The organism is Pseudomonas sp. FSO-7 (assembly GCF_059579345.1).
On the sequence record NZ_CM184193.1, the window covers coordinates 2,770,931 to 2,793,298 of the forward strand.

At 62.8% G+C, this 22,368-nt stretch carries 11 protein-coding genes and 1 pseudogene; 5 read left to right on the forward strand and 7 right to left on the reverse strand.

Features of this window, described 5'->3' with window-relative positions; translation table 11 throughout:
• The first annotated feature begins 24 nt into the window (after positions 1-24).
• The 4 genes from AC515T_RS12230 to AC515T_RS12245 all read left to right on the forward strand — a co-directional run bounded on the left by AC515T_RS12230 (position 25) and on the right by AC515T_RS12245 (position 5,693).
• Positions 25-1,350, forward strand: coding sequence for a dicarboxylate/amino acid:cation symporter (locus tag AC515T_RS12230; RefSeq protein WP_496532676.1), 1,326 nt, complete (start codon positions 25-27; stop codon positions 1,348-1,350).
• Between the two features lie 140 nt (positions 1,351-1,490).
• Positions 1,491-2,795 (forward strand): CitMHS family transporter, encoded by a 1,305-nt coding sequence (locus AC515T_RS12235; RefSeq protein WP_496532677.1) that lies wholly within the window; start codon positions 1,491-1,493, stop codon positions 2,793-2,795.
• Between the two features lie 90 nt (positions 2,796-2,885).
• A complete protein-coding gene (locus tag AC515T_RS12240) occupies positions 2,886-4,139 on the forward strand; it encodes an OprD family porin (RefSeq protein ID WP_496532678.1) in 1,254 nt (417 codons plus the stop codon).
• Between the two features lie 297 nt (positions 4,140-4,436).
• On the forward strand, positions 4,437-5,693 hold the full coding sequence (locus AC515T_RS12245; RefSeq protein WP_496532679.1) for an MFS transporter: 1,257 nt from the start codon (positions 4,437-4,439) through the stop codon (positions 5,691-5,693).
• A 141-nt stretch (positions 5,694-5,834) separates the two neighbouring features.
• Here the strand turns inward: AC515T_RS12245 and AC515T_RS12250 are convergent, their stop codons facing one another.
• The 3 genes from AC515T_RS12250 to AC515T_RS12260 are packed head-to-tail and all read right to left on the reverse strand — an operon-like array spanning position 5,835 to position 8,657.
• Positions 5,835-7,181: a sensor histidine kinase gene (locus AC515T_RS12250; RefSeq protein ID WP_496532680.1), complete on the reverse strand. Its 1,347-nt coding sequence runs from the start codon at positions 7,179-7,181 to the stop codon at positions 5,835-5,837.
• On the reverse strand, positions 7,174-7,860 hold the full coding sequence (locus AC515T_RS12255) for a response regulator transcription factor (protein WP_496532681.1): 687 nt from the start codon (positions 7,858-7,860) through the stop codon (positions 7,174-7,176). The genes AC515T_RS12250 and AC515T_RS12255 overlap by 8 nt, the downstream gene beginning before the upstream one ends.
• Positions 7,860-8,657, reverse strand: a complete 798-nt coding sequence (locus AC515T_RS12260; protein ID WP_496532682.1) for a MipA/OmpV family protein — start codon at positions 8,655-8,657, stop codon at positions 7,860-7,862. Before AC515T_RS12260 ends, AC515T_RS12255 begins: the two co-directional genes overlap by 1 nt.
• Before the next feature lie 162 nt (positions 8,658-8,819).
• Between AC515T_RS12260 and AC515T_RS12265 the strand changes: the two are divergent.
• Positions 8,820-9,059, forward strand: a pseudogene (locus AC515T_RS12265) (methyl-accepting chemotaxis protein); the annotation flags it as partial.
• A gap of 65 nt (positions 9,060-9,124) precedes the next feature.
• Here the strand turns inward: AC515T_RS12265 and AC515T_RS12270 are convergent.
• The 4 genes from AC515T_RS12270 to AC515T_RS12285 all read right to left on the reverse strand — a co-directional run bounded on the left by AC515T_RS12270 (position 9,125) and on the right by AC515T_RS12285 (position 22,365).
• Positions 9,125-10,354, reverse strand: coding sequence for a hypothetical protein (locus AC515T_RS12270; protein WP_496532683.1), 1,230 nt, complete (start codon positions 10,352-10,354; stop codon positions 9,125-9,127).
• The gene (locus AC515T_RS12275; RefSeq protein WP_496532684.1) at positions 10,351-11,349 is read right to left on the reverse strand and encodes a DegT/DnrJ/EryC1/StrS family aminotransferase; all 999 of its coding nucleotides are present in this window, start codon (positions 11,347-11,349) and stop codon (positions 10,351-10,353) included. The genes AC515T_RS12270 and AC515T_RS12275 overlap by 4 nt, the downstream gene beginning before the upstream one ends.
• The gene (locus tag AC515T_RS12280) at positions 11,340-11,888 is read right to left on the reverse strand and encodes a hypothetical protein (RefSeq protein WP_496532685.1); all 549 of its coding nucleotides are present in this window, start codon (positions 11,886-11,888) and stop codon (positions 11,340-11,342) included. The genes AC515T_RS12275 and AC515T_RS12280 overlap by 10 nt, the downstream gene beginning before the upstream one ends.
• A gap of 67 nt (positions 11,889-11,955) precedes the next feature.
• Entirely contained in the window at positions 11,956-22,365 is a 10,410-nt protein-coding gene (locus AC515T_RS12285) for a hypothetical protein (protein WP_496532686.1), read from the reverse strand.
• Positions 22,366-22,368 lie beyond the last annotated feature (3 nt).

Here is a 22,368-nt window from a genome sequence, read left to right on the forward strand (position 1 = left end):
TTTTGCATCAGAACAATTCTAAAAATGGGTGATGCCATGAAAGTTGTTAAATCGCTCTACTTCCAGATCATCTGCGCCGTGCTGCTGGGCGTGATCGTCGGGCACTTCTGGTCGCAACAGGCGATTGCCTTGAAGCCGCTGGGCGATGCCTTCATCAAGCTGATCAAGATGATGATCGCGCCGGTGGTGTTCTGCACCATCGTCACTGGCATCGCCGGCATGAGCGACAAGCGCTCGCTGGGACGTTTGTTGAGCAAGACCATGCTGCTGTTTCTGGCGCTGACGGTGATCAGCCTGATCATCGGCCTGGTGTCGGTCTACCTGTTCAAGCCCGGCGCGGGCATGAACATCGACCCGACGCAGTTGAGCACCCAAGGGCTGTCGCAGTACACCGACTCCGCCGCGAAACTGAGCGTGGTGGATTTCTTCATGCACATCATTCCCGACACCTTCATCGGCGCCTTCAATAAAGGCGAGGTGTTGCCGGTGCTGTTTATCGCGGTGCTCTGCGGTTTTGCCCTGTCGTCCTTGGGCGAGCGCGGCAAGCCCGTGCTGGAGGTCCTGGAATCAGCTTCGCACATGGTGTTCAAGATTTTCTCTTACCTGATGCGTTTCGCTCCGATTGGCGCTTTCGGGGCCTTGGCCTTCACGGTGGGGCAGTACGGCATCACGTCGCTGGGCTCCCTGGCCAAGCTGATCATGACCTTGTATATCGCCTGCGCCTTCTTTGTCTTCGTGGTGTTGGGCAGCATTTGCCGGGCACACGGTTTCAGCCTATGGAAGCTGTTGCGTTACCTGCGTGAAGAGTTCCTGGTGGTGCTGGGGACGTCCTCGACCGAACCGGTGATGCCGCGGATGTTGGAAAAGCTCCAGGCCCTGGGTTGCAAGAAAGGCGTCGTGGGGCTGGTGCTGCCGACCGGTTACTCGTTCAACCTCGACGGTACGGCGATCTACCTGTCGCTGGCGGCGATCTTCATTGCCCAGGCCTGCAACATCGACCTGACGCTGACTCAGGTCATCACCATGCTGGCGATCATGCTGCTGTCGTCAAAGGGGGCCGCGGGTGTGACCGGCAGCGGGTTTGTCGCCCTGGCCTCGACCTTGACGGTCATCCACGACATTCCCCTGGCGGGCCTGGCCCTGTTGATCGGAATCGACCGATTCATGTCTGAAGCGCGGGCGTTGACCAGCCTGGCGAGCAACGCCGTCGCGACCGTGGTGATCTCCCTCTCGGAGAATGCCTGTGACCGCGAAGTCCTGTTGCAGACCCTGGATGGCAAACCCGCCCTGACGCAGGCCCCGGCAACCGACTCGAGCTGGGACGGCACGAAGGTCGCCAAACACATCTAACCGCTCACGGCTGACTTGACAGCACCGCGTAAGCTCACTCAATACCTTTGCGCCAGGCACGCCTTAGTGTTGCCTGGCGGGCGGGAGGGCGTGCGCCTGGGTGTCTGCCAAGCTACTCATAACAACAAGAGATCTGACATATGCTCGCTTTACTTGGCTTGGCCATGGTGGTGGTCTTCACCTTCCTGATAATGACCAAACGGTTGTCACCGATCGTCGCGCTGACGGTGGTGCCGATCGTCTTTGCCGTGATCGGCGGTTTTGGCGGGACCACCGGCAAGATGATGCTGGACGGCCTGAAGATGGTCGCGCCGTCGGCGGCATTGCTGTTGTTCGCGATCCTGTTTTTCGGCCTGATGATCGACGCCGGTCTGTTCGACCCGCTGATCCGCAAGATCCTCAAACGGGTCAATGGCGACCCGATGAAGATCGCCGTGGGCACGGCGCTGCTGTCGCTGTTGGTGGCGCTGGACGGTGACGGCACGACGACTTACATGATTACCTGTGCCGCGATGTTGCCGCTGTATAAGCGCATCGGCATGAACCCGATGATCCTGGCAACCATTTCCATGCTCTCCTTGAGCATCATGAGCGGCATGACCCCTTGGGGCGGCCCGGCGACCCGTGCGATCGCAGCGCTGGGCCTGGATGCCGGCGAGTATTTCGTGCCGTTGCTGCCGACCATGATCGGTGGTGCGGCATGGGTGGTGTTCACGGCGTTCCTGTTGGGCCGTGCCGAGCGCAAGCGCATTGGCAACGTCCAGCTGCAAAGCGGTGGCGGTGACTGCTACATCAACGCGATCATCGAGGACACGCCGCACAAGCGTCCGAAGCTGGCCTACGTCAACCTGCTGCTGGTAGTCGCGGTGATGGTCGCGCTGGTGATGGGGCTCATGCACTCGGCGATCCTGTTCCTGATCGGTTTCGTCCTGGCGCTGATGATCAACTACCCGCAACTGGATATTCAGAAGGAGCGCATTCTTGCCCATTCGGGTAACGCCATGACCGTGGTCCTGCTGGTGTTTGCCGCAGGCATCTTCGCCGGGATTTTCTCCGGGACGAAAATGGTCGATGCCCTGGCGCAAACCCTGGTGGACTGGATCCCGCCTTCCTGGGGGCATCTGTTCCCGCTGGTGGTGGCGATTACCAGCATGCCGTTGACCTTCGTCTTGTCCAACGATGCCTACTATTTCGGTGTCGTGCCGATCCTGGCCAACGCCGCGGCAGCCTACGGGATCGATCCGGTGGAAATTGCCCGGGCCTCCATTCTCGGCCAGCCGGTGCACCTGATGAGCCCGCTGGTGGCCTCGACCCTGCTGCTGGTGGGCATGGTCGACCGCGACCTGGGCGACTTCCAGAAAGCCACCGTCAAATGGGCGGTGCTCACGTCCCTGGTGATTACCGCGCTAGCCCTGCTGACCGGGGCGCTGACGCTGTTTTCCTGATTCGCTCGACAACCTCTTCTTGCCTGACACGCCCCCGCAAGTGGGGGTGTGCCGGCCTGCACGCCCAATAACAACAATGAGTAGCCAGACATGACCACTTTGCTTAACCGCGGGGCTTTGTTTCCAATCCTTGGGCTGTTGCCCCTGGCCACGGCCAGCGCCGAAGGTTTCATCGACGACAGCAAGCTGAAGCTGCAATTGCGCAACGTCTACTTCAACGAAAATTTCCGCGACGAGCACGGGATGAGCGCCCGGGCGGCGAGGACTGCAAAGAGTGAGCGCACCGAGTGGGCCCAGGGCTTTCTGCTGGATTACCAGTCAGGCTTTACGCCGGGCACCATCGGCTTCGGGGTCGATGCCCTGGGCCTGCTCGGGGTCAAGCTCGACTCTGGGCGTGGCCGCAGCGGCACCGGCCTGCTGCCGGTGCATGACGACGGTCGCGCCGCCGACGAGTTCGCCAGCGCGGGCATGACCGCCAAGGCCAGGTTGGCCAAGACCACGCTCAAATACGGCACCTTGCTGCCCAAGACCCCGGTGCTGGTCTACAACGATGCGCGGCTGTTGCCCCAGACCTACCAGGGCACCCAGATCACGAGCAGTGACATCGACAACCTTACCGTCACCGGCGGACATCTGGAGCGTTTCAAGCTGCGGGATTCGAGCGACAGCATGCCTATCGTGCCTGACGGTTACAGCGGCGATAAATCCGGCGATTTCAGCTATGCCGGCGCCGACTACAAGCTGGGCAAGAACATCCGCCTGAGCTACTTCTATGGCGAGCTGGAGAATTTCTATCGACAGAACTTTGTTGGCATCCAGCATGATCTGCCCCTGGGCGCCGGGGTGTTGACCAGCGACCTGCGCTACTTCAACAGCGTCGATTCGGGGTCGGCCTACGGCGGCAAGATCGACAACGACATGCTCAGCGGATCGCTGTCCTACGCCGTTGTCGGCCACACCCTGAGCGCCGGCTACCAAACCCTCAGCGGCGAGGCGGGCCTGCCTTACATCAGCGGCGCCACGGTGTACTCCTTCAGCAACGTCGGGATCGGCAAGTTCATCGAGGAAGACGAGAAGACCTGGATGCTCGGTTATGGCTACGACTTCGCTCGCCTCGGTGTGCCCGGCCTGACGTTCTCCACCCGCTACCTGAGCGGTAACGACGGCAAGTCCAACACCACGGTCAAAGAGTGGGAACGTGACGCAGAGATTGCCTACGTGGTGCAGCAGGGTACGTTCAAGGGGGTGGGCGTGAAGGTGCGAAACTACGTCTATCGCTCGGACTTTTCCCGGGGTCGTGACAGCAACCGGATCTACTTCACCTACGACATCGCGCTTTGGTAGGTGATGCAGTTCACCTAAGAAAAAACGATGGACCTGTGGCGAGGGAGCTTGCTCCCGCTCGGCTCTGTAGGAGCTGGCGAAGCCTGCGATCTTTTGATCTTTCGCTTGAGAATCAAGTGTCTTTGGAAAGATCGCAGCCTCGCTTCGCTCGACAGCTCTACAGGCGCGACCCAGCGGGAGCAAGCTCCCTCGCCACGGTTTTCTCAGTGGCCTCGGGTTCGTCGCGGTGGCTCGGTTCGATTCTTTGCGACATCATGGCGTCAATCAACTTTGGGCAAAGCCCTCGTCGAGGCCGCTGTGGATCGAAACCAAGAGCGACGCAACAACCTGTCTCTGGATGGCCTGAATTTTTTCCTTGCGGATGTGCGCGATGGGCTGGGGCCTTACCTGGCGATCTACCTGCTGGCGGTGCATCGCTGGGACCCGGCCAGCATTGGCGTGGTAATGACGGTGGCGGCGATGGCCGGACTCGTCGCCCAGGCGCCCGCCGGCGCGTTGATCGACCGGGTGCGCAGCAAGCGTGCCGTGGTGGCCGCGGCGGCCTTGATGGTGACCCTGGGTTGCCTGGTGCTTCCGTTCACGTCGTCCTTTGGACTGGTGGCATTGACCCAGGCCATCGGCGCCGTGGCGGCATCAGTCTTCGCGCCGGCTATCGCGGCGATATCCTTGGGCATTACCGGTGCCAAGGCCTTTACGCAGCGCACGGGACGCAACGAAACATTCAACCATGCAGGCAATGCCTGTGCAGCGCTGCTAGCGGGTGGGTTCGCCTGGCTGTTCGGTCCCATCGCGGTGTTCTACCTGATGGCCGCCATGGCATTGGCCAGCATCGTGGCGGTCAGTTGCGTGTCCGCCGAGGCCATCGACCATGACGTGGCACGGGGGCTTGAGACCGGTCAGTTGGTCCACGGCCCGGTGCCCTCGACGTTGCGGGTCTTGCTGGATAACCGCACGCTGTTGTTGTTCGCCATTTGCTGCGGGCTGTTCCACTTGGCGAACGCGGCGATGCTCCCGCTGGTCAGCCAGAAGTTGGCCCAGGCCAATGTGCACTTGGCCACGCCGCTGACGTCGGCTTGTATCGTCGCGGCGCAACTGGTCATGGTGCCCATGGCGTGGCTGGTGGGTGTCAAGGCCGATGCCTGGGGCCGCAAGCCGTTGCTGCTGGCCGGCTTCCTGATCCTGCCCATCCGCGGTGTGTTGTACGTACTCTCCGACGATCCCTATTGGTTGGTGGCGGTGCAACTGCTGGACGGTATCGGTGCCGGGCTGTTTGGTGCGCTGTTTCCGCTGGTGGTCAAGGACCTGACCCAGGGCACCGGGCGTTTCAACGTCAGCCTCGGGGTGTTGTCGACGGTGTTCGGGCTCGGCGCCGCGTTGAGCAACAGCCTGGCCGGCTTCGTCGTGCAAGGGGCTGGCTACAGCGCGGCGTTCCTGACCCTGGCGGCGATTGCCGCGTTGGCCTTCGGCCTGTTGCTGGCGATGCCCGAGACGTTCCGACCAAGCCGCGTTCCACAGCCTGGCACGCTTGCGGTATCTGACGGCGGGGTCGCCTGAGGCCGCGTATCACCAATGTGGGAGCGAGCTTGCTCGCGATGACGACGGCACATCCAACATCGATGCCTGCTGGACCACCGCTATCGCGAGCAAGCTCGCTCCCACAAGGCGGAATTGAGAACGCCCGGCATCTGTATCCAGTCATCCCCGCCGAGACACCTGCAGCAACAAGCCTGGCTCCGCCCTCGTGGCCGAGAGCGTCCAGCCATGGGCCCGGGCGATTTCCTGGCAGATCGTCAGGCCCAGGCCGGCGCCATGGTCGCGGCGATGGGGCCCGCGCCAGAAGCGCACGAACAGCTGGGGCAGTTGCTCCCGATCCACCCCAGGGCCCCAGTCGCGTACGCTCAGGTGATCCCTGCCAATGTCAACCCGAACCTCTGTGCCCCGAGGGGCATGTTGGAGGGCGTTTTCCAGCAGGTTTTTCAGCAAGGTGAAGAGGGCGCTGCGATCAGCCTGCCACGGGGCACTGCCCGTGCAATCCTCGGCCAGCACCAGGCGCACATCGACGGCTTCGGCCATGCGCTGTAGATAGTCGGTGGCTTCCTTCGCTACATCGGCCAGTTCGACCGCGGCAAACCGATAGTTCTGGGCCTCACTGGCTTCGGTCAGCAGCAGCAGTTGCTGGGCTTGACGGGTCATGTGGGCCACGTCGTTGAGGAGCGCGTTGCGATCGGGACTGTCCGCCATCAATTCGATCTGCGCGCGTATCAGCGCCAGTGGCGTCTTCAGCTCGTGCGCCGCGGTCGCCAGAAACTCCTGCTGGATCCGGTAGCCATTTTCCAGGCGCTGGAGGACCCGATTGAAGCTGTCCACCAGCGGCACGACTTCGGACGGTACGCTGCTGACTTGCAAGCGTGAATGCAGGGAGCGAGGCGAGATGGCCGCGGCCGATTCGGACACCTCGCGCAAGGGCTTGAGCGTATAGCCCAAAATGACATAGGCGCAGGCGCCAAAGACGAAGAGCAGCACCAGGCTGAACAGGACGATGCCGGCGCCCATGAAGGGCAGGGCGAAGGCACCGTGGAAAAGGTCCATCAACCGTTCGCTGACGGCAAGCTGGAGGTGCCAGGTCTGGCCGTTGTGTTCGACCGACGCGGTGGCGCCGTACATCAGGATGCCCTGGCGCTCGAACTTGAAGGACGCCTGGTCGGCAGGGCCCAGTGAGGCGCTCGCCGGCCAGAAGGTCGCCTCGGTGGACGCCAGGGCTACGTTTGCCGAGGCGTCCAACACGCGGTAGCCGATCTCCTGGCGCATGCTGTCATAGGTCCAGACCCGATCCGCCTCGCTGGGGTCGAATCCGACCGGGCGCCCACCGGCATCGAACTGGAGTTTTTCCGCCAGCTCCTGGGTGCGCTCGGCCATGTTCATGACCGACAGGATGTCGCTCTGTGAGGTGACCAGGGCCAACGCCGCCGACACGATCAACAGGATGCTCAGTGCCACGCCGGCAATATAGGCCAGCAGCACCTTGAACCTGAGGCTACTCAACCACGTCGACCTGGCGGAGCGCATAACCGAGACCTCGCAGGTTGACAATGCGTTGGCGGGAGCCGATGGCAAGCAGCTTGCGGCGGATACGGTGCAGGGCCACGTCCAGGGCGTTCGGCGTGACCGCCTCGCTCAAGCCCCAGCCCGCCGCCTCTATGCTGGGGCGGCGGACGATTTCCCCAGGCTTGCGCAACAGCAGCAACATGATCTGCATTTCCGCTGGCGCCAAGGTGATGCTTTCATTGGCACAACACATAGTGCCGGTCTCGGGTTGCAGGCTCAGGTCTCCGTGGCTGGGGGCCAGTGGGCGACAGTCCACGGGACGTCGGAGCAAAGCCCGCACCCGGGCAACCATTTCATCCATGGCAAACGGCTTGGGCAGGTAGTCATCGGCACCGGCATCGAGTCCCTGTACCCGATCATGCAGGGCATCCCGTGCCGTGAGCACCAGGCACGGCAGGCCAAGCCCGGCGCTGCGCAGACGCTTCAACAGGGTGAGACCGTCGCCGTCCGGCAAGCCGCGATCGAGGATCAGCGCCTGGTAGGGCACCCGCTGGATGGCCGCCCATGCACCGTCCATGCGGTCGATCACATCGACGGCGATCCCGGCGTTCGTCAATCCCGTGCTGACCAGTTGGGCCAAGCGTTCATGGTCCTCGACCAGCAGAATGCGGCTCATCAGAAGCGGTACAGGTAGCCGAACAGCGCGCTGTTTTCGGTAGAACGGTCTACCAGCGGGCTGTCCTTGATCTCACTGGCGAAGCGGGTCGCCTTGATATCGAGGAACACGGAGTGGTGCTGATCGAACATGTAGTTTCCCCGGACGCCAAATTCGTGATTGAGGGCAGACTTGCCATCATAGGCCGCGCGATCGATGCGGGCTTCACTGTCGCGCACGCCAAAATAATAATCGACGTATTTTTTGTCCTGCCACATCGCTGTCACATGGGGCGTGAGAGAGATGTGCTCGCCGAGTCGCCAGGTTCGCTCCAGGCCCAGGTTGAAGCGCTGCCCCTTGCTGTTGTCCGAGACATCCGCCAGCCACTCGGCGTGCACGTCCACCAGATCGGTGTGCCACTGCACTTTGGCCCCGGCCCAGAAGCTGCTTTTACGGTCGCTCATGCCATCGAAAACCCGCGAGTCGTCGGCATCATAGCCACTGAAGTCGTACTGGCCCACGAGGTTGAAATCGATTTGCTGGGTGTCGCTGATCTGCAACTGCGACAGCTTGACCTCGGCGTTTGGGCCGAACACCCGCAGGTATTCGTTCTCGAAGTAGATCAGCGGTATCGCCTTGTTGTCACGATCGATGCCGGTATAGGGCTGCTGGCTGCTGATCGCGCCGACCCCCAGTCCCCAGGACGACGACGGTTCGGCGGTTTCAGATTCGGCTGCTTGCGCGGCGATGGCTGAAGTGGCCACGGCGAGCAGGATCACATTCGAGATGGTTGAAACGGCTAAGCGCAGCAAATGCATGGGGTGCTCCAGCGGGACAGGATGAAATGCGTGCCTATCGTTGAGCGTTTTCCCTTACTGGATGCTTACCGTTATCTGTCGAAAGCTTGACCTCAATCGGGGCAGGCCGAAGAGACCGCTGGGATCATTGGTGAGCTCAAGTTGGAAAGCGATGCCATTTCTTCCGTGCTCGATGTGATTCGCGGCATTGCCGAACAGACCAATCTACTGGCGCTCAATGCCGCGATTGAAGCGGCGCGGGCCGGTGATCATGGGCGCGGCTTTGCGGTGGTCGCCTCTGAAGTGCGCACCCTGGCGCAGAAGACCCAGGCGTCCGCGGGCAACATTCAACTGATGATCAGGTCGGATCGTGCGGCACTGTCCATGCAGCAGACCCTGGACAAGGCTCAGGACGGGGCGAACAAAGTCGAGCGCGCGGGGGCGTTGTTGGTGGAGATCGAAGGCGTGGCGACCATCAGCGACTGGTGTCAGGGCACCGGGTGCAAAGGCCGGCGGGCGTCCTCCAGGACGGCGCGTAAAGCCTGGCACAGACCATCGGCCCCGGGCGTTTGGCGAAAGTTTCGGATGTGTTGTTGCAGGGCGGCGAAAGCACGCCCTTCGACGACCTTTGCCAGGCTCAGCAGCGGGTCTGGCTGGATGTAATGCGGGTGGTCAGGCGCAAGGTGGAGCCCGTTGAGATTCTGGTAGTCGGCGTCGACCCAGGCGTACAGGTGATGGTCGAAGTGCTCGGCAAAACGATAACGGCCGAAGTCCATGACCTGCAGTTGCAGCGGGTCGGCGCTGGACTGCCCAGCCAGTTGCACATTGACACCGTCGATCACCAGCGGCTTGCCTTGGTTGTTCGCCAGTATCTGTTCCAGTGTCTTGGTCACCTGGTTGTTGACCTTGAGTGTTGCGCCGTCGCGTCGCACCAGCAGTTTCCCGTTCTCATGGCCGACCTGAAAACGCACCGCGCCACAGCTGCTGGCAGTCAGGCCATACCGCCTGAGCAGCAGTTCGGTCTGCATCAAGGCGCCCGCCAGTTCGGCCCCTTGCCAGTAACGTTGCCACTGGCAGCGCGGACGGGTGCAAGGTCGGCGCAATAACAACACTGCGGGCTCCGGTGGCCGACCGTCATGCCACAAGGCATCGAAGCCCAGGTCAATAACGGCATAGGTCGGCAAAGGGGTGATTGCCTTTTTTGCATGAGTCATGGCCGCTAATACCAGGTGCTCCATCAGCACTTCATGCATGGCTTCGGCCAGGGTCAGCAAACCGTTGGAATGAGGGAGCACGGGGGCTTCATCCGGTGGTACGCCGATGCCCTTGACGTCGAAAAGCACCTGGTCGCTGGAGGGCAAGCAAAGCACCGCGGCCCTGCCATAACGGGGCGGACGCCAGGCTGGCACGCGGCGGCCGTCGAGGGTAATAGGCGTGTTGATACCTTGTGCTGCGGCTTGGCTACTGGAGATAAAGGCCGAATTGTGCAGCAGCCAATGGTCGATCTCCGCGTGCCCGGACATGTCTGTGCCCGATCCCCAGAGCGTGCCAAAGTCGGCCCGAATCGCTGCATAGTTGGCGAGCAGGACCCGGGCGCCGGCCACCCCCAGCAGTTGTTCTTCGAGCAAGGCCTGGCCACTGTCGGCGTAGTCCGCAAGGTGCTGCACCCTTGGGCCGATGGTGAAGGGCTGAGCCAGGTCATGGACGGGTGAATTCATCGAAGGTCTCCGGCCCAGGCCGCCAGATGCTGCGGATGATCGAGGGCGGCCTGGGGATCGAGCAGTATCCAGTTGCGGTGCAAGTCCAAGGCGGGTTTTGGCCCTTGGGCCACCTCTGCACGAGTGCCAAGCATGGGTAATTCCCGCAATGCACGGGCGACTGGGGCACAGACGCCGAGGAGATCGGCATGAGGGCTGTGGCGCAGGTGTTCGAACACCCGGGCATCGCGGGTGCGGATCGGGATGAACTGCCAGCTCGGCGCCAACGTGTCCTGAGGCACCCAAGGGTCCAGGCCATATTGACGCAGCCGTACCAATAACTCGGGCACCTGCTGCCGCAGCCGTCGGGTTCGTGCCTGGGCCGTTGCGACGGCCTGCCTCAGGGCGGGCAGGGCATGGATCGACAGGGGCGGGCTCGACGCCGGGCGTGGCCGCGAACGTTGGCCTGGCGACCACACATCGATATCGGCATCCACCGGGACGTCGCCGAACAGCGCGCCGCCGCCGCCGATATCCAGCGGTTTCCCGCTTCCCAGGGAGGTCAACACCCGTGAAGCGCCAGGGCGATTGAGATCCCAGGCGGTGGCGCTGTCTTCGATGATTGGCATCCGGGGCCCCAACTGTCGACGCAGCGCCGGGATATCACAAGGCAAACCGTATTGATGAACGGCGATGACCGCATCCAGGCCGCTCTCATGGCCTTCCAGGGCGGCGCTGCTGAGCAATAACTCGGCACCGTTTTCAATGATGACCGGCACCGCGCCGATATTGAGGACAGCCGCTACCACCTGATGGCAGGTCGCCGCCGGAACCGCCACCCGCCAATCGGCCGTGGCGCCCAATTGCCGTAGCGCCAGTTCCAGCGCGGCGGTGCCGCTGCCCACCAAGGCACCGTGACGGCGCGCGTAAAACTGTGCGAGCCAGGACGAGCACGGGAGCCTGTCGGCTTCCCGTGCTTGCCACTGGCCATTGGCAGGGCTTGGCGTTACTTGCATTTATCCATGGCACAGGCAGTCAGGGCTTGGACCTTGCAATGGTCATCGGCGCAGGCTGTCAAGGCTTCGACCTTGCACTTGTCCATGGCACAAGCAGTCAAGGCTTCGACCTTGCACTTGTCCATGGCACAAGCGGTCAAGGCTTCGACCTTGCACTTGTCCATGGCACACGCGGTCAGGGCTTCGACCTTGCACTTGTCCATGGCACACGCGGTCAGGGCCTCGACCTTGCACTTGTCCATGGCGCAAGCGGTCAAGGCCTCGGCCCGGGGCCCGCCAATGCGCCAACTGGTGAACTTGCTTTGCGGCAGGGTCGCACGCTTGACCACATCCAGATGCAAGGTGCGGGCATCGTGATCGTTGCACTCAAGGAGAATCTCGTCCTCGGCAACCGCGAAGTGATCATGCAGCAGGCAGAGTCCGAAGCGATCCAGGTTGCCATGGCGCTCCAGTAGCTCATGCAGGTCATTGATGAATTGCACGTCAGACGCCCCCAATGGTGTCGCTTCGGCAAAGGAGGGATTGGTGTGTCCGTTCATAAGGTGTACTCCAATATGTTTGACTTAAGGCCTGTTAATGTCATCAACCGTGCGGTGCATTTTCGTCTCATAGACCTCCTTGTCCCGGGGGAACCTTGCTGGCCGATACCCAAAGATTTTCGATACTCAGCAACGGCGGCTGGTTGTCCGAGGCCGATGCACCCTGTGCCAATTGGGCCGGGTCGTCGGCACTGAAGGCGCGCAGGGTCAGGTCGACCCGGGCATTGCCCTGGACCGTGACCTGCTCGGCCAGGCGCCAGCGGTCGATGGCCTGGCTGAACGTGCTGGTGAAGGCGGGCGGGCTGTTCAGCGAAGTGGCCACCGGCAACATCAGCGCCGCCGGCAGCACGGTGCGCGCGACGACTCCCTGGCCGGCGATGTCGTAGCTGTAGCGCCCCTCCATGCTCACCTGCACCGTGGTGCCGTTGCTGCCCGAGCCCAGGGCTGCAAAAAACACCTCCAGGTAATCGTCGAGGCTGGCATTCGCCACGGGCAGGGTGTCCAGGGAAAAGTTGCTCTGGGTGATATGGGGGCTGATGCTGTCGACAAAGCGCACGATCGGGGTGGAGAAGCGGAACAGCGGGTTGGTCTGCAGAGTGCCGATGTCCGCGGCAGGGAACAGGATGCGGTTGCGTTCCACCGACAGCGAAGCCCAGGCGTCCTGATGATCGAACACATTGAGGGCCGGCAGGCTGGTGCGGCGCTCGTTGACCAGCAGCGCTTGCGTGTAATCGAGCCATTGGACCGGCAGGACGCTCTTGAGCCGATAGCGGTAGGCGATCAACCCGGGGGCGTCCGGATCGACAACGCTCACTGCCTCGTATTGCGCCGGATCTATTTCCACCCGTGGGGCCGGCAGGCTGACCTCGCCCAATTGCGCCAGGGTGGCGCTGATTCGGCCAGTGCCTGGATCGTAGTTGGCCGCCACATCGTTGATGGTCACATCCAGCAGCAGGGTCTCGGCCACCTCTTGCCCATCGACCGTCACCGGGACGAGCACCTGACTGAAAGCGCAGGTCAGGGCCTGGGGCGGCACAAACGCAGTTTTGCTCAGGATCGGACTGGCCCAGGCATGGTAGGCATCGGTGACCTCCTGGACGATGTAGACGAAGGCCTCCACTGCATGCTGGGCCTCAGCGATTTGCAGCTCGGTCGGCTGGCCGACATCGATCCCGGTGAGGCTCTGCTGCATGGCCACTTCAATGCTCGGGTAAACGGTGACGAACTGGGCCAGTGCGGTGACCAGGCTTTTGCCGGTGCTGCGCAGCGCACCGTTGACCGTTGGAGTGTTCAGGGCTATGGCGACGTTGAGGCTGTCCTGGGCGGTTCCGCGAAACAGCGATTCGAACGCATAGGTCCACTTGCTCAGGTCCGAGGCACTTTGTGGCGGCTGCGCCCAGGCTGTCGCTGTCTGGCCCTGGATCATCGGCGGTTCTGGCAAGGCTCGCAGCAGCACCGGCAGGTTCATGGTCTGCCCACCAGCCAAGGGGATTCGCAACGGCCCGGAGATCAGGGAAATCCAGTTCGATTGGGTGTAGCCGCTGATCCCTGGGACGCTGCGCATGTCGTGTTCCAGGTGACTGACCTGCAATTCCAGCGCCAGCGGCACATAGCTTGCTGCCTCGTTGCGGGAATTGAAGACAAACGCCAGGGCGCTTTCGCCGACCGATGCCTGCAAGCCGATGCGACCGCTGCCAAAGGCGTAGTTGTCGTTCCCGGTGCCAGGCGTGGACTGACTGGAACCTGAAACGGTCGGTTGGCCGTACAACGACAACGTTTGGTCGGTCGCGCTGCCCTGCACGGAAAAACCGACGATGGCGGTGGTGCTATAGGCCGAGTACAGCTGGTTAAGCAAGGTCTGGCGCAGCTTTTCACCAGCCGCGGCCCGGGTCTCTCCGTCTTGCGGACCTGCCGACAGCACCGGTTCTATGGTGGACGCGATATCGTCAGCCAGGGTCTGCTTGGCACTGAAGATCTTGCCCAGATTGCCGTCCTTGAGCGGGTCCTTGCTGCCGAGCAGGGTGTCGAGCAGGAACACCGAGGGGGCATAGGTCGGTGACAGGAAGCCATCGATGGCCTTGAGGGCCGTCTCGAACCAGAGGTTCTGGTCGACGCCGGTGAGGTTGAGTGTCGCCAGGTCATTGCCAGGGAACGGCTGGTCCGGCCGGTAGGTGGGAGAGATCTGCACGCTGTCCGAAGTCAGGCTGTTGGCGATCGGTCGGGCCGCGAAGTAGCCCGGGGCCGGATCGATGCGGTAGCGAATGCCGACCGCGCCATCCTGTAGGGCGAAACGGGCGGCCCACAGGGTCTGGCTGCGTCCGTCCGGTGTGCTGCCGGGGTCTGCGGTGCCGCTGCCGACCCGTGTCAGCCAGGCGCCGGAACGCTGGAACAGCGCCTCGAAGGTCGCGGCGAACAAGCTGTAGCCACTGGTGCTGGCCGTCGGTGGGTCGGGGATTGGCAGCAGGGTGCTGGTCACCGCCACACCGCCCTCCAGGCCGGCGACATCCGGCGCGACCAGGGTTGAGACCCGACGCAGGCTGAGGGTCAGACTCAGGGGCAGGATCGAGCCGGGCGCGAGGCTGTCGATATCCACTGCAAGGCTCAGGCGCACCGTGGCCGGCGGTGTTGCGCTGGCGCCCTGGACCACTTGCCCGAGGTACAGAATCACCCCGTTGATGTAGTCCAGCAACGGTTGCGATTGACTGTCGTCGAGCCGGCTCAATGGCTGGGCGAACAGGCTGTTGACCAGTTCCACGCTGACGGCGCGGCCCTGGCACCAGGGCAGGTTCAAGCCTTGGTAGGACTGGTTCAACTGGTAGTAGATCAGGCTGAACATTTCCAGGTCCTTGCCAGCCTGGACCTTGATGTCGCCGCCGTTGGCCGGGTCGTAGCTGGAGGTGTCCAGGCTCAGGCTGATGACCAGTTGCACGCCACCGGCCGCGGCTTCATAGGTATAGAAGCTGCGGGTATTGGGCCAGGCCGACGGGGCAATCAGGCGATCGTTGTAGCGTAACGGCAGCGGTGGATGGTTGAGGCTGCCACTGTAGCCGGCTGGCGGTTGTTGGAAGGGCGTCACCGTGATGTTGCCGAAGATGTCCAGCCAGGAGAGGTTGACCTGGGCGAAGCTGCCCACGCCTCGATAGGGGTTGTCGGAGGCAGCCGGCAGGCCTGGGTTCGTGGGCTGCGGGGCGGCGTTGCTGGTGGCGCGCCGGGCCAGGCCAAGGGTTTGCTGATAGGTGTACTGGCTGTCGTCGGCCAGGGCATTGAGGGCTTCGCGCCGGCTCTGCGGGTTGCGCATGGCCCGGCGATGAAGTTGCGCCTCGAGTTCATCCGCCCCGCTGTCCGGCCGCTGCGGACCGAAGGGCAGGGCCAGGTCGCTGGCGCTGAACCAGGGCGAACCGTCGATGCCGGCGGACAGCACCGAGTAAAGGTTGTACAGGTAGGCACTGGCATAGCCGTCCGGGTCCACGCTCGGTGAGTCCACCGGCGGCGGGTTGTCGCGCAGGACACTGAAGGCGGCATTGCCTTGGTTGAACACCGCTTGCAAATCGAAGGTCCGGGTATCGAGGGTCAATGTGCTGCCGCTGACCAGCAGCCCGGGAACCCGCTCGGCGCCGACCGCCAGTGCATCGAGATCGAGGTCGTAGTAGTCGGCCAGCGATTGCAGGCTGTTGCCCGGTGCAAGGCTGCCGTCGACGAGATAGACCAGCGCCGGGATGAACAGCGCCACGGTGCTGGCGGCGCTGACGCCGGGGTTGAGGGCCGCGATCTGCGCGGCGGTGATCGGTTGCAATGCCCCCACCGAGTAGTAGCGGGCCAGGTTGTCGAGGATGGCCGCGGGTTGGCCATTGCCAGCGGTGGAGTCGGCCGGCGTCACCAGGTGAATGATGCCGTCGATCGGCACTTGTGCGTGGGGGGCGAGTGTCGCGTCCGGATTGAGTTCGGCAATGCGCCCGGAGCCGATACCGTAGAACGCCGCCAGGCTTTCCAGGCTGTCGCTGGCGCGGGTCGGCTGGCTAGGGTTGACGGTGCTGGCCGAGCGCAGGGTCATGTGGCTGCCTTGCTGGATCACCGTATCAGTCGTGACAAAGGCGTTGATGAAGTTGCACAGGCGGCCTTGCAGGGCATCCCGCGGATACGTCACCACCAGGGTCAGGGTCGCCGTGCCGCTGTCGTCGAAAATTCCATCGGGCAACCCGCTGCCGGCGGTCACGTCGTAATAGCTCAGGTAGTAGCCGCCCGAACGGACGGTGGACAGTTCCCAGAGCAGTTTCACCACTTCTTGGGGGTGATTGAGGATGCCGCGCGGCCCGGCGTCGTCGGCCATGCGCGGGGTCATCAAGTCGGGTGGCGGGTTGGTCTCGGTCGACAGGTTGGTCTGGGTCAGGAACGCGAGGAAGTCATTCTGGGCCTGACTCAGCAGGTTGCTGGCCTTGGCGTTGCCTTGGGGCATCAGCAGGAACTGGCCGCTGATGATTGACGTACCCAACTCGTCGACTGCGCTCAACAGGCGTTCCAGCAACTGCGCATCGGTGGCCGAAGGGCCCAGCAGTTGGTAGGTATAGGACAAGCTGCTACCACTGCTGGCGATGACGCCGGGCTCGGCCTGGGGCAGCCGCTTGAGGGTGAAGTCCACCCGGGTCGCGTAGCTGTAGGAGGCTATTTCGCGGTGGGTGGTTTCCAGGGACGCGGGGTCGGTTGAAACTTCGCAAGGGGTGAAGGCCGGCAGGTAGGGCAGTTGTTGCGAGAGATCGGGCAGTTGCGGGGCGAGACTGCCCACCCGCTGATTGATCAGGCGGGCCAGGCCATCCGGCAGGGACCAGAGCATGGGTTGTACGCTGGAGGCCTCTTCGGTCGAGGCACGCAGCCCCGGCTGGCAAAGGTCACGCAACTGCTGAAGGTCGGCGGTCGACCACAGGGAAACGCTTTTCACCGCATAGTCTTTCGGGCTGCGGGCCACCGTTGGCAGCAGGCTGATGCTCGGTGCTGGCTGGAACTTGCCTTGTTGGGCGTAGGCCAGCACCACGGACAGGTTGCTGTAGGCCAGGTTCAGGTTCATCGAACCGCTGCTGCCGCCGGCGATCTGCACGAACGACAAGTCGACGCCATGACTGGTGGCGGCCCGGCTCAAGCTGATGGGAAAGTCGGTGCCGGGCGCCTGGTCGGCTGGTGTGGGAAACTGCTGGCCGGTCAGTTGATAGAGACCATAGGCGCTCTGGCTGTTTGGGTAGAGGAACTGCGCACTCAGGCTCAGGCCGCCCATGCCCGCCGGGTTCGACGGCAGGCGCAGGCCATAGGCCAGGAAGCGCGAAAGCATGCCTGCCAATTGGGCCAGTTGATCGGTGCCCACGATCACGGTCCACAGGTCCTCGGTAAAGAGGCTATCGAGGGCCGTCAGGGTGATCTGCGGCGTGGCGAATAGCGGCCCGACACTGAAGTTAGCGGACAAGGGGTCGCTGAACAGCGCCATGGCACTCACGCCAAAGCGTGCGCCACTGCTGTTCAGGCTGTCGCCGGCGGCGGTCTGGTACGCCAGGGTCGGCAGCAGCAACGGTTGGCCGGGCAACAGCAGGCCGGCCATGTCGTAGAGCGCGCTGTCCTGGGCCAGCACTGGCAGGTCGACGCCCAGGGCCCTTGCCAGGCTGTTGAAGGTTTCCCCAGGGCCCGTGGTGTATTGATGAATGTCGTTGCCCACCAACAGACTGATGAGTTGATTGGCGGCGATCACCGTCGAGTTGCCATTGGCCAGGATCAATCCCGGGGCCGTGGTGGTCCAACGTGCCGGCATGGCGCTGTCGGACCAGGCTCGTGCGACGGTTGCCAGGGTGTCGCTGCTTTGCAGGGTATAAGCGGGCAGCGGGATATTCAGGGTCAGCCCAAGGCTCAAGGCGACGTCGGCGTTGGGCCGGACAATATCGTCCAGGGTCAGGCTGTTGCCTCGAGCATCATTGGTCCATTGCAGGATTTGCTCGATGGAGTTGCCGTTCGCGGTGGCATAGGCGTAGTCGTCAAAGGCATTGAGGGCGACCTGCAACAGCTGCCGGCCGATGACCATGAAGGCATCGGTAAAAATCACCGCGGCCATGGATTCGTTGTCATCGCCTGCGGCCCGCAGTGACGGCGCGCGATTGTCGTCCTTGGCCGTGACAACGGCCGCCAGTTCCTTGAACAACTGCGCGACGTTGCTGCGGTAGGTGCTGTTGGTGCCCACGTACTGGAGAAAGTCCAGGGTCGCACTACCGGCGTTCGCGAGGGGCACGTCCAGGGACAGGCCGTCGAAGACCGGGAACAGCACCGAGCCGGCTTCCAGCACCTGCTGGATCTGTGCCTGGTTGGTGGCGTCGGGCAACGTGATGCTGACGTCGAAGGACGACAGGAACGTCAACAACTCGCTGATGCCGAACGGCGGGTGGGCCAGGTCGGCGAGGCGTTCGATATCCACTTCCAATAGGGCTTTGTCCACCAAGGTGCCGAGGATGTCGGCCAGGGTGTCCTGGTCGCTGCTGGCTGAACCCAAGGTGCCGATCAGCCACGGCAGGTAATCGGCGCACAGGCGCTCGAAACTGCTGGCGTTATCCGCCTGCCGTGTCTGTTGAGTCGGGGACGGTGCATCCATGGTCAACAGGAACACGAAAGCACCTTGCTGGCCGCTGTAGCTGCTCACGCCCTCGTTGCACATCACGGTGAATTGCGGTGTCGCGTACAGGTTCAATACCGGCTTGGTTGCACTGCGCGGCACCGACATTGCCTTGGGCCTGGCGGCCCGTCGTTGGCTGGCGAGTTGCAGGTGCCGGGCCTGGCGAGCCAGCAACTGGGTCGGCTCGGCCCAGGGTGCCGGGCCGCTGTTGAGGGCATTGATCTCGAAGCGTGCCGAGACGTCGGCATGGAATGAAAAGCTGATGCTGAAACTGAACAGCCCCAGGTCGATCTTGACCTTGACACTGACTTCCACCGTAGCCCGGGCGGCAATGGGAATGGGCTTGTAGCTCTCGTAGGTCAGGGAGAGCGACAGGGTAATGCGCACATTGACCGCCGCCGAGATAATGGCGAAATCGATGCTGCCATAGAGCAGGCCGATGACCCCGACCGTGCCCTGGATCTTGAAGTAGTAGTCGTCCTGGACGCTGCTGTTGGCCGTGACCGGTGCGGTGGACGGACGATAGGCGTGGAAGGCGGCGATGGTGCCTTCCAGGATGCCGAACACCGTCAGGGCAAAGCCGGCCTTGAGCGGCCCCTTGACGAAGTTGTAGCCCAGCCCCAGTTGCAGGCCCAGGCCGAAGACGATTACCGGATCGAAGGTGCCCTGAGTGGTCTTCGGTACCTGGGTCGCGGTGACCGACGACAGCTTGCCCAGGTAGAAACCACCGGCGCCCAGCACGGGTACTCCATAGACGATCGCGGAAATCGAGAACGAGCGAGTGAAGTCGAGGTTGTAGGGGAAGCCGATGTCGATGAAGAAATCGCCGTTGGTGTAGATCTTGACGCCGATCTCCGGCAGCACGATCGACACTGCGCCAAAGTTCAGGTTGCGGATGCTGTCGGGAAAGGTCCATTCGATCTGGTACACGCCCACATCATCGGTGATTTTCTTGTAGAGGATGTCGAGGACCAGATTGCCCAGCGCCTTGGCTTTCTCCCCGGCCAGGGCCAGGCGCAGGCCGTAGAGGTTGGGGTCGTTGAACACCAGCATCAGATCGACGGTCCAGTCCTTGCCGGTCTTGAGCAGCAGCAGTTGTCCGGCGATCAGCCAGTCGCTGTTGCGGTTGTAGTACGGCGTGCCCTTGGTACCGCTGTCGCCAGGGTTCAGCGGGTTGCTGGAACCGGTTGTCGAAGGCACCTTCTTCAAGGCGTCGATCACCGCTTTGGTGTTGGCGAAGCTGTCGTAGCCACTGATGGCCACACGTTGGCCGAGCACCAGCAACGGCAGGCTGAAGTAGTCCGTACCCTGGCCCGGAACCGACGGCAGCTTGTCCACGGGCTGGCCCTTCTGCGGATCCAGCAGGTTGCTCCAGTCCTGTTGTTCCTGGGGATTGTTGCCTTTGAACACTGAGGAACCGTCGATGCCCAGGGTGATTTTGTCGACGCCATCGACCTTCTTGCGTTCGAACACCAGGCCGTCGATGCTCATGAAACCCAGGTCGATCTTGCTCGCCAGGGTGTATTTGGCGGCGATGGTCGGCGTGCTGCCGTTGCTGGTTTCCAGGCTGATGATCAGCGACAGGCCGTCGAGGGAAATCTGGTTGAGCACGTCCCAGGGCGATTCGAGAGTGAAGTAGGGGTCGCCCAGGGACTGCATGAGTTTCTGGATCAGACGCCCCAGGCTCCAGTTTTTCAACGTGAAGGTCAGGGTCTTCTTGTCGACCTGGTAAATCGCCGTCAGGCCTTCCCAGGACAGGCTCAACTGGGCGTTGCTGCCCTGATTGTCGGGGGCGAAGCTGTAGCCCAGCAGCACGCTGTCGTTGAGGAAGCTGAAATCCCATAGCGTGGTGGCGCTGCCACTGTATTGCTGTTGGGCGGGTTTGCTGGCGTCATAGCTCAGGCTCAGAGTGGCCAGGGTGTCGACGCTGAAGGCCTGGCCCAGGTTGAAGGTCCAGCGCAGGCTACCGGAGACGGTGTAGCGGTCGATCGGGGTGGCGCCGGTGGCGAGACTGGCGTCGACCTCAAGGGTGTTGACCAGCAGGGTGCCGGGCAGGAAATCCGGGAATGTGAAGGCGCCACCGAAGCTGAGGAATTGGCTGACCAATTGCTGCACATCCACCGGTTGCGCCAGTCGTGCGGCCACTTTCCAGGTGGCTGGCGTCTGGGTGCCGTCATAGTCGACGTTGGCGTTGGCGAAGTACGGCCCGATGCCGACCAGTCCGCCGATGCCCGCCTGGTAAGTGGTGACCGGAGGGGTATTGGCGACACCGCTGGCACTGGTGGGGGTGGTGGCCTTGATATAGAGCTGGCCGTCGGTGACCGAGAGTATGGGTTGGCCGCCGAGCGTGAACAGGTTCAGGTCCAGCTCGAAGCCGGCATTGAAGGCGTAGCTCTTGGCGCCGACGTCAAGGCTCAGGCCGACGTCGGACAGCGAGGCATCGACAAAACCCTTGGGAATGCGGATCAAGTCCAGGGTGAGCGTGGCAATCAGGTCGTTGAGATTGGCTGTGCCGTCGAAGCGTGCGAGCAACTGGAGGTCGGAGTTGAACTGGACGAAGAACAGGCCGTTTTCTGCGGCGGTCTTGCCTTTGAACACCTCGGGTAGCAACAGGAACTGAGTCTGGAACAGAAAGCTCTGGGTACTGCCCTTGGGCAGAAAGTTGATGCCCCACACCAGTTCGAAATCGGTGATGCCGAAAACCAGCTTGTTGGTCGGGTCCTGCAAGGGAACCCAAGGGTGCTCGACGTTGATCACCGTCGGGTCGGCGCCCAGGGTCACACTGGCACTGCTCAGGGCCAGGCTGGGGCTCGTGACGCCGCTGAGGCTGAGGCTGCGCAGGCCGATCCCTGACAGGAACTGCTGCAGTACCGGTGGCGTTCCCGTGAAAAAGCTGCCGTTGTTGTCCAGCAGGCCGATGATCGTGGCCGGAGTCAGCAGGGCGCTGCCGTCGTCGCTGTGACCGAGGTAGAAATTGAAAGCGCTGCCGTTGTTGATCTGGGCCAAGGCACGCATCTGGTAGTCGACGGATTGACCTCGTTGGTCAGTCAGGCTCAGGTCCAGGCCAAAATACAGGCTGACTTGCTGGTCGTAGAAGGCCTCCGCCGGGTCGTCGCCATCCTGTAGCTCCGGTGGGCCGATGATCAACCCGAAAACCGGTGCGTCGACACTCAGGTACAACAGTTTCAAGCCGCTGTCCGGGCCGAGGAAAGGCGCCTGCAGGGTGGTGGTCGGCATGAAGATGTCGACCCCGTCGACCTTGGCGAAATCCATGCTGCCGGTAAAAGGCAGGGCGAGGGTCGGAAACCCCAGGTTTTGCACCACCGCGACGGCGTTGCTGAGCTGGGCGGGCGGCGTCAGGTTGGCGGCAAAGCCCTGGCAGGCGCCCAGGCTGTCATTGAAGGTGAACACCACGTTGCTGATCCCGGCCCACTTGAAGGGGATCCCGGTGGCAAAAGTCGACAGATCGGACCAGGTCCAACTGGCCGGCGTGGTGACGATCTCCAGGCTCAGGCTTTGCGTGCCGACGCTGCCCCGCAGGCCGAAGGTCAGCACCAGCCCCTGCTTGACGTCCTGTTGCAGAAAACGCGCACTGACTCCGGTGACCTTGAACGTCTGGCTCGCAGGGTTCAGCGGTTGCACGCTTTGCGCAGTCAGGCTTATCGGCAGCCCGGCGACAGTCGATTGGAAGGCCGCCTTGAGGTCGCTGTCCAGGCTGGCGGAAACGCTGACGCTGGTGTCCGCCAGGCCTTCGATCAGGTAGTCACGGGTGAGGAGGATCGGCGCGCCGGCATCGCGAGTCAGTGCCGCGGCGAGATTGCTCAGTGGGTTGTTGGCCATCTG

Coding starts and splice junctions, on each gene's coding strand:
- AC515T_RS12230 (WP_496532676.1), top strand. CDS start 25: ATGGGTGATGCCATGAAAGTTGTTAAATCGCTCTACTTCCAGATCATC.
- AC515T_RS12270 (WP_496532683.1), bottom strand. CDS start 10,354: ATGAATTCACCCGTCCATGACCTGGCTCAGCCCTTCACCATCGGCCCA.
- AC515T_RS12280 (WP_496532685.1), bottom strand. CDS start 11,888: ATGAACGGACACACCAATCCCTCCTTTGCCGAAGCGACACCATTGGGG.
- AC515T_RS12260 (WP_496532682.1), bottom strand. CDS start 8,657: ATGCATTTGCTGCGCTTAGCCGTTTCAACCATCTCGAATGTGATCCTG.
- AC515T_RS12235 (WP_496532677.1), top strand. CDS start 1,491: ATGCTCGCTTTACTTGGCTTGGCCATGGTGGTGGTCTTCACCTTCCTG.
- AC515T_RS12240 (WP_496532678.1), top strand. CDS start 2,886: ATGACCACTTTGCTTAACCGCGGGGCTTTGTTTCCAATCCTTGGGCTG.
- AC515T_RS12255 (WP_496532681.1), bottom strand. CDS start 7,860: ATGAGCCGCATTCTGCTGGTCGAGGACCATGAACGCTTGGCCCAACTG.
- AC515T_RS12285 (WP_496532686.1), bottom strand. CDS start 22,365: ATGGCCAACAACCCACTGAGCAATCTCGCCGCGGCACTGACTCGCGAT.
- AC515T_RS12275 (WP_496532684.1), bottom strand. CDS start 11,349: ATGCAAGTAACGCCAAGCCCTGCCAATGGCCAGTGGCAAGCACGGGAA.